This window comes from uncultured Faecalicoccus sp. (genome assembly GCF_944325745.1).
In the GTDB taxonomy this organism is placed as follows: domain Bacteria; phylum Bacillota_I; class Bacilli_A; order Erysipelotrichales; family Erysipelotrichaceae; genus Faecalicoccus.
This window is the reverse complement of the sequence record NZ_CALVBG010000058.1, coordinates 1-7,129: the sequence shown is the minus strand read 5'-3', so window position 1 is coordinate 7,129 and position 7,129 is coordinate 1. Positions and strand designations below refer to the sequence as shown.

Genomic DNA, 7,129 nt, shown 5'->3' with positions numbered 1-7,129 from the left:
ACCGCTTTTTTCCAGCCTTCCCATTTAACTTTCTTTAAGAAATAACCAAAGGCCATAGCTACGAAAACATATAAGATTGAGATCGATCCGGCCGAAGCACTCGGTGCCAAAGCCTGTCCTTCGGCATTAAATCCGTTGAAAGAGCCGGCAACCATATCCGCAAAAGCAGCAATAACGATCAGTGTGAACAACCAGGCAAAAATAAAGAATAATTTTCTTCCTGTTTTCCCAATGTAGTCTTCAATGATTTGTCCCATGGATTTTCCATCGTTTTTAACAGAAGCATACAAGGAACCGAAGTCTTGTACAGCCCCAAAGAAAATCCCTCCTACAACAATCCATAAAAAAGCAGGCAACCATCCGAAAACCAACGCCATAACCGGTCCGGTTACAGGTCCAGCTCCGGCAATCGATGAAAACTGATGAGCAAAGACAGACCATTTGTTGCTCGGAACAAAATCTGTACCGTCGTCTTTTCGCACAGCCGGCGTCTTTGCTTTCGCATCGATCCCCCAAGTTTTGACCAGATATCGGCCATAGGTCAGATAAGCCGCCACCAGAATCACGATCGTGATTCCTAATAAGGCTAATCCATTCATACTCTCTTCCTCACTCTCTTACTCTTCATCCAACAAACAAAAAAAGTTCCCGTCACTAAGACGAAAACTTTGCTTCGCGGTACCACTTAGTTTGCAGCTGTCAAACTGCCCCTTTCTCATATCCAACAATATGAGTTCCTTTAACGCAGGACAAACGGATTTTTTTACTAGAAGATCGTTCAAAAAACCAGCTCACAAGGGATAATGCTTTATTTCCTTCCTGCACTGTTTCCACCATCCAGCGCTCTCTTCCAGGGGTGTAACACAAGCACCGTATCTTGCTCATTGCTTATTGAATGTGAATAAATAGTATCTCTAAAGAAAATGAAAATCAAGTCTTTTTTGAAATAAATTTATTCTTTTTCATGAAAATTTTTCATTATTATACATTGGCTTTACATTGGCTTTGAAAAATTTCAATCTCTCTCCCTTTCGGTCAAATCAACTGACAATTTGGGAGTCTCTCCCCTATACTTTAGATAGAAATTATTCATTTTTAGGCATTCAATTTGCACATTTTAACACGTGAAAAATTTCTTTTTTATTACCTTCCTTTATTTATGGGATTTCCGAAAAATTGGTCCAAACTGGCCCTTGTTTTTTCATCGAAACAAAGTATACTTAGAAGTACATCGACAAAAATAGTTGAAGGTTCAACTATTTCAATAAAGAATAGGAGAAGTACAATATGAAAGTTATCAAACGAAGCGGCGAAGAAGTGACTTTTGACGTCCAAAAAATCGAAAATGCGATCCGAAAAGCGAACAAAGCCACATCGCATTCCCAAATGAGCGAAGCTACGATCTTAAAGATCTCTAAAAGCGTAGAAGATCAATGCGAATCCATGAACCGCAGCCCAAGCGTGGAAGAGATCCAGGATATGGTCGAAACCGCCATTATGAAAGAACAATACTTTGCGGTAGCCCACAACTATATCACCTATCGTTATGAAAGAGCTTTGGTTCGTAAAGCCAACTCCACCGACCAGCAGATCTTGAGCTTATTGGAACGAAACAACGAAGAAGTAAAACAGGAAAACTCCAATAAAAACCCTCTGGTCAACAGCGTACAGCGCGATTATATGGCCGGAGAAGTTTCGAAAGATATCACAAAACGTTTCCTGCTTCCTCAAGACATTATCGAAGCGCACGAACAAGGTTTGATCCACTTCCACGATTCTGACTACTTTGCGCAGCACATGCACAACTGCTGTCTGGTCAACCTGGAAGATATGTTACAAAACGGAACGGTCATCTCGGAAACGATGATCGAAAAACCACACAGCTTCTCTACGGCCTGCAACATCGCGACACAGATCATCGCCCAAGTTGCCAGCAGCCAGTACGGCGGACAAAGCATCACGTTGTCTCACCTTGCTCCTTTCGTGCAAGTCAGCCGTGAAAAAGCGCGCCGTGAAGTTAAAGACGAATTCGAAGCCATGAACATGGATGTCGACGAAAACAAGATCAATCAGATCGCTGAGATGCGTGTGCGCCGCGAAATCGAAAAGGGTGTCCAGATGATCCAATATCAGGTCATCACTTTGATGACTACAAACGGACAGGCCTCGTTCGTCACGGTCTTCATGTATTTGAACGAAGTGCCAGAAGGTCAGACACGTGACGACTTGGCACTGATCATTGAAGAAGTGCTGAAACAGCGTATGCAAGGTGTCAAAAACGAAAAAGGCGTATGGATCACACCAGCCTTCCCAAAACTAATCTATGTTTTGGAAGAAGACAACATCCGCAAAGGAAGCGAATACTATTACCTGACAGAATTGGCAGCCAAATGTACCGCAAAACGCATGGTTCCTGACTACATCTCGGAAAAGATGATGTTGAAGCTGAAAGTGGACCAAAACGGAAACGGCCAATGTTACCCATGTATGGGATGCCGCTCTTTCTTGACCCCTTATGTGGATGAAAACGGCAAGCCGAAATATTACGGACGCTTTAATCAAGGTGTCGTTACGATCAACCTGGTCGATGTTGCCTGCTCTTCTAAAGGCGATGAAAAACGCTTCTGGCAGATCATGGATGAACGCCTTGACCTTTGTTATCGCGCCCTGATGTGCCGTCATAACCGTTTAAAAGGAACTCCAAGCGATGTTGCTCCGATCCTTTGGCAAGATGGTGCTTTAGCTCGTCTTGAAAAAGGTGAAACGATCGACAAACTGCTTTATGGCGGTTATTCTACGATCTCGTTAGGCTATGCCGGTCTATGCGAATGTGTACAGTATATGACAGGGGTTCCGCATACTGAAGAACCAGGTACTTCTTTCGGTCTGAAAGTCATGCAGTATCTCAACGATGCCTGCGCCAAATGGAAGAAAGAAAACAACATGGACTTCTCTCTTTATGGAACGCCGATGGAATCCACGACTTATAAATTCGCCAAGAAACTTCAGGATCGTTTCGGCATCATTCCGAAAGTCACTGATAAAAACTACATCACAAACAGCTATCATGTTCACGTTACCGAAGAGATCAACGCTTTTGATAAACTGACTTTCGAATCCCAGTTCCAGAAGTTATCTCCAGGTGGTGCCATCAGTTATGTAGAAGTTCCAAACATGGAAAATAACATTCCGGCTGTCTTAGCTTTGATGGAACATATCTATGACAATATCATGTATGCTGAATTGAACACAAAGAGTGATTATTGCCAGGTCTGCGGCTACAGCGGAGAGATCCAGATCGTTGAAGATGAAAACCACAAATTGGTTTGGGAATGTCCAAACTGCGGAAACCGCGATCAGGAAAAGATGAACGTTGCCCGTCGTACTTGCGGATATATCGGAACACAGTTTTGGAACCAGGGGCGTACCCAGGAAATCAAAGAACGCGTACTGCATCTATAAAAAAAGAGAGAACTTCTCTCTTTTTTTCGCAATAGAAAGGAATGCCTATGTATTACGGAAATATAAAAAAATATGATATTGCTGACGGAGAAGGTGTCCGCGTCACCCTCTTCGTTTCCGGATGTACCAACCATTGCCCCGGATGTTTCCAGCCCGAAACCTGGGACTTTCAATACGGGAAACCTTATACCAGTCAAACCGAACAAGAGATCTTAGAAGCTTTGCGACCGAATTTCATTCATGGTTTGACCTTGCTGGGTGGCGAACCTTTTGAATTTGATAACCAGCAAGAACTCATCCATTTGTTGCGAAAGGTCAAAAAGGACTTCCCGCAAAAAACCATTTGGTGTTATACCGGCTTTATCTTGGATCAAGATTTATTGGAAGGCGGAAAACGACACTGTGAAGTCACGGATGAGATGTTGTCTTATATCGATGTTTTGGTGGACGGCCCATTTATCCAGGAAAAGAAAAACATCTCGCTGGCCTTTCGCGGCAGCGAGAATCAAAGAGTGATCGACCTGAAAAAAAGTCTACAAGAAAAGGAAGTTATCCGTTATTTGGATTAACTTCCTTTTTTTACTATTTTCCTAAAAAGCGATGACCATAGGCATCAGCGGCCAAGATCGCGTTATAAGTGGATTCCACAGTAACTTCAAACGGCATATTATGTAAGGTATCGCTTTCGGCACAAGCCAGTTCGGCCACTTTACGGATCTTTTCTTCCGTGATCTTCTTAACGCCCAATTGTTTCAACGTCACCGGCAGATCCACCGAGATGCAGAATTCAATGATCTCTTCTAATTCATCCATCGGAACATTTTCCAAAACCAGTTGAACGATCGTACCAAAGGCAACCTTTTCTCCGTGGTACATCGAATGACATTCTTCCAGCACTGTCAAGCCATTATGGATCGCATGCGCACCGGCAAGACCGCAAGATTCAAAACCGATCCCCGAAAGCAGTGTATTAGCTTCCACGATCTTTTCCACGGCGGGTGTCAAAGCGCCGGCTTCCAAAGCGACCTTCGCTTTATATCCTTCCTCTAACAAAGTATTCAAGCACAATTCCGCCAAGGCAAAGGCAGCACTCGTCGCTTTTCCATTGGCGCAAGTCGTCGCTTCACTTTCTACACAGGCACGCGCTTCAAAATAAGTGGCCAGGGCATCCCCGATGCCGGCCATTGTCAAGCGAACCGGCGATTTGGCAATGATCTCGGTATCCAATAAGACGATATTCGGATTGCTTGGTAAGAATAAATATTCTTCAAAGACCCCGGCATCCGAATAAATCACCGACAAGGCACTGCAAGGGGCATCGGTGCTGGCAATCGTCGGGCAGATGATCACCGGTGTCTTTTGATAATAAGCCACGGCTTTGGCGGTATCAAAGATCTTTCCGCCCCCAATGCCGATCACCAGATCGCATTCCTTTTCTTTTACGATCTTTTCAATGCGGTGGATCTCATTATACGAACACTCGCCATGAAAGATCTCAAATTCTGCCGTACAGTCAACGTTTTCAAATCCCGAAAGAACGTTCTCTCCGCTGCGTTTCTTTCCGCCGGCACTGATCAAGATCAACGCCTTCTTTCCTAATGCAGCTGCATAGGAACCTAGATTTTTGATTTCGCCTGGACCTTGAATATACTTTCCAGGACTAAATAAGATTTTTGCCATAATTGTATGACCTCCTACTTTCATTCTATCAAAACAAGAATAGGAACTCATCCTGTTTGTCAATTATTGATCAAGCGAAACATCCTCACCGTTTTTGTGTTGCCGTCAACTCACGAATACGATAGACATTATACCCTTCATAATGGTAACTTACATCTATCCCTTTCATATAGACATCTCTATCATCTATTTTGTCTGTTAATGCACGTTTTAATAAAACTTTTATTTCTGTATCACGAACTGGGCTGCGTTCCATAGCGAAAAGATAATCTTGCTTGTTCGCTTTACTCCAATCGACAACTTTATTGATCTCTTTCTTCAGAATAGCATCCAGCCATATTCTAGCGCTTCTTCCATTGCCCTCCCTAAATGGATGAGCCACATTCATCTCCACATATTTTTCAATAATTTCTTCAAATGTAGATTGAGGCATGTTACTGATTTTTTCAAGAGCCTCCTCTAAATACATCACAGATGCAAAACGAAAGGCTCCTTTTGCGATATTTTCTGTTCGAATTTTCCCTGCAAAATCATAAATATCTTCGAATAAGTACCTATGTATATCCGAAAGACCTTTGAAGGTCCCCACTTCAAACGTATCTATTAATCTTGTATCAAAAAGCAAGGCAGCCTTCTCTTTACTGATTTTCTCTTCAGCTTTTGCCAATTGCACAGAATTAGTAATTCCTAATTTATTTTTTAAAGTCATCCACATCACCCTTTCGAAACAAAAAGCGGATCATTTCCATCTCTAATTCCTATATTTTTTCATTCCTTAGAAACTATTATACAAAAAAGAAATCTTCTCACTATAGTTTGAAGGACGTTTTGCCTTCTACTCTAGGAGAAGATCATTTTAAAAGATTTCAAATCTATGTTTTCTTCGCTATTTTAGTTCATTCGTATGATGGGCTTTTTCCACTTTGCGCCAATCATCTTGATATTTGCTTAAGCAATCGACAAAGCGTTTGGCCACATAATGCGGACGAGTAATGGCAGAACCGACAACAACCGCATGACAACCTAAGAAAATGCATTTCATCGCATCTTCCGGCGTATACAAATGACCTTCCATGATCACACACGCCTCATCGCCAAGCTCACGACACATCTGGGCCACCATGCGATAGTTTGCCCCTTCGATGTTTTCGGTAGCGGGGGTATATCCATAAAGCGTCGGCGCCACGATCTCCGCTCCGTTATCCGATGCTCTTTTGGCTTCTTCAATTGTGGCACAATCCGCAAAGATCAAATGATCTGGATATTTTTTCCGCACTTCCTTGATCAGATCCCAGGCTTGCGTTCCTTCGTGCGTCGTTTCATTAGTGCAGTCCAAAGCAATGATATCCGCTCCCGCTTCTACGATCGCATCAACTTCTTTCATGGTCGGCGTAATAAAAACACAGGTATCATCGTGCCATACTTTGTACAACCCGATGATCGGCAAGCCAAGGTTTGCTTCTTTGACTTGGCGGATCTGTTCCGGAGAATTGATGCGCAAACCAACCGCACCGGCCCACTTGGCACATTCGGCCATCTTTACGACCATATCCGGCGTATAGATCGGTTCATCTTTTTGGGTCTGACAAGAAACGATCAACCCTCCTTTTAAACTCTCTAATAATGCTTTTTTCTTTGGATCTTGTGTCTTCATGCGTTCGCTCCTGTTTCTCTATATCAAATCAAAATGTTTCAAAGCACTGACAACACCATTTTCTTCGACGGTTTTTGTCGTATAGGTTGCGATTTCTTTTACACTATTCAAGGCATTTCCCATCGCCACACTGAGTCCTGTCGCCTGCAGCATATCAATGTCATTGCCGCCATCACCAAAAGAGATCGCTTCTTCTTTAGAAAAGCCGTATGCCTTCAAAACTTCTTCGACGCCTTTGCCTTTCCCGCCGTTGGCCGGGATCAAATCACAAGCATATGGCCACCAGCGAACCACTTGAACATTTTTAGTATCATCCAAAAGACGGTGTTCCTC

Annotated in this window: 7 protein-coding genes; 2 read left to right on the top strand and 5 right to left on the bottom strand. The window is 43.1% G+C overall.

What is annotated here, in order from left to right; all coding sequences use genetic code 11:
• On the bottom strand, positions 1-599 hold a 599-nt coding region (locus Q0J48_RS05950; protein ID WP_296242485.1), incomplete at its 3' end, for a carbon starvation CstA family protein.
• 688 nt (positions 600-1,287) lie between these two features.
• Here Q0J48_RS05950 and nrdD point away from each other — a divergent pair.
• Together nrdD and nrdG are read left to right on the top strand one after the other, a co-directional pair.
• A complete protein-coding gene (nrdD, locus tag Q0J48_RS05945; RefSeq protein ID WP_296242483.1) occupies positions 1,288-3,462 on the top strand; it encodes an anaerobic ribonucleoside-triphosphate reductase in 2,175 nt (724 codons plus the stop codon).
• Positions 3,463-3,509: 47 nt separating this feature from the next.
• Positions 3,510-4,031 carry an anaerobic ribonucleoside-triphosphate reductase activating protein gene (gene nrdG, locus Q0J48_RS05940; RefSeq protein WP_296242482.1) on the top strand — a complete coding sequence of 174 codons (522 nt, stop codon included), beginning with the start codon at positions 3,510-3,512 and terminating at the stop codon, positions 4,029-4,031.
• Positions 4,032-4,044: 13 nt separating this feature from the next.
• Here the strand turns inward: nrdG and Q0J48_RS05935 are convergent, their stop codons facing one another.
• The 4 genes from Q0J48_RS05935 to Q0J48_RS05920 form a co-directional block, all read right to left on the bottom strand.
• Positions 4,045-5,142 (bottom strand): glycerol dehydrogenase, encoded by a 1,098-nt coding sequence (locus Q0J48_RS05935; protein ID WP_183374028.1) that lies wholly within the window; start codon positions 5,140-5,142, stop codon positions 4,045-4,047.
• Between the two features lie 85 nt (positions 5,143-5,227).
• Positions 5,228-5,851 (bottom strand): protein adenylyltransferase Fic, encoded by a 624-nt coding sequence (gene fic / locus Q0J48_RS05930; protein WP_296242481.1) that lies wholly within the window; start codon positions 5,849-5,851, stop codon positions 5,228-5,230.
• A 177-nt stretch (positions 5,852-6,028) separates the two neighbouring features.
• On the bottom strand, positions 6,029-6,796 hold the full coding sequence (locus Q0J48_RS05925; RefSeq protein ID WP_183374032.1) for an N-acetylmannosamine-6-phosphate 2-epimerase: 768 nt from the start codon (positions 6,794-6,796) through the stop codon (positions 6,029-6,031).
• Between the two features lie 18 nt (positions 6,797-6,814).
• On the bottom strand, positions 6,815-7,129 hold a 315-nt coding region (locus tag Q0J48_RS05920; RefSeq protein ID WP_296242480.1), incomplete at its 5' end, for an HAD-IIB family hydrolase.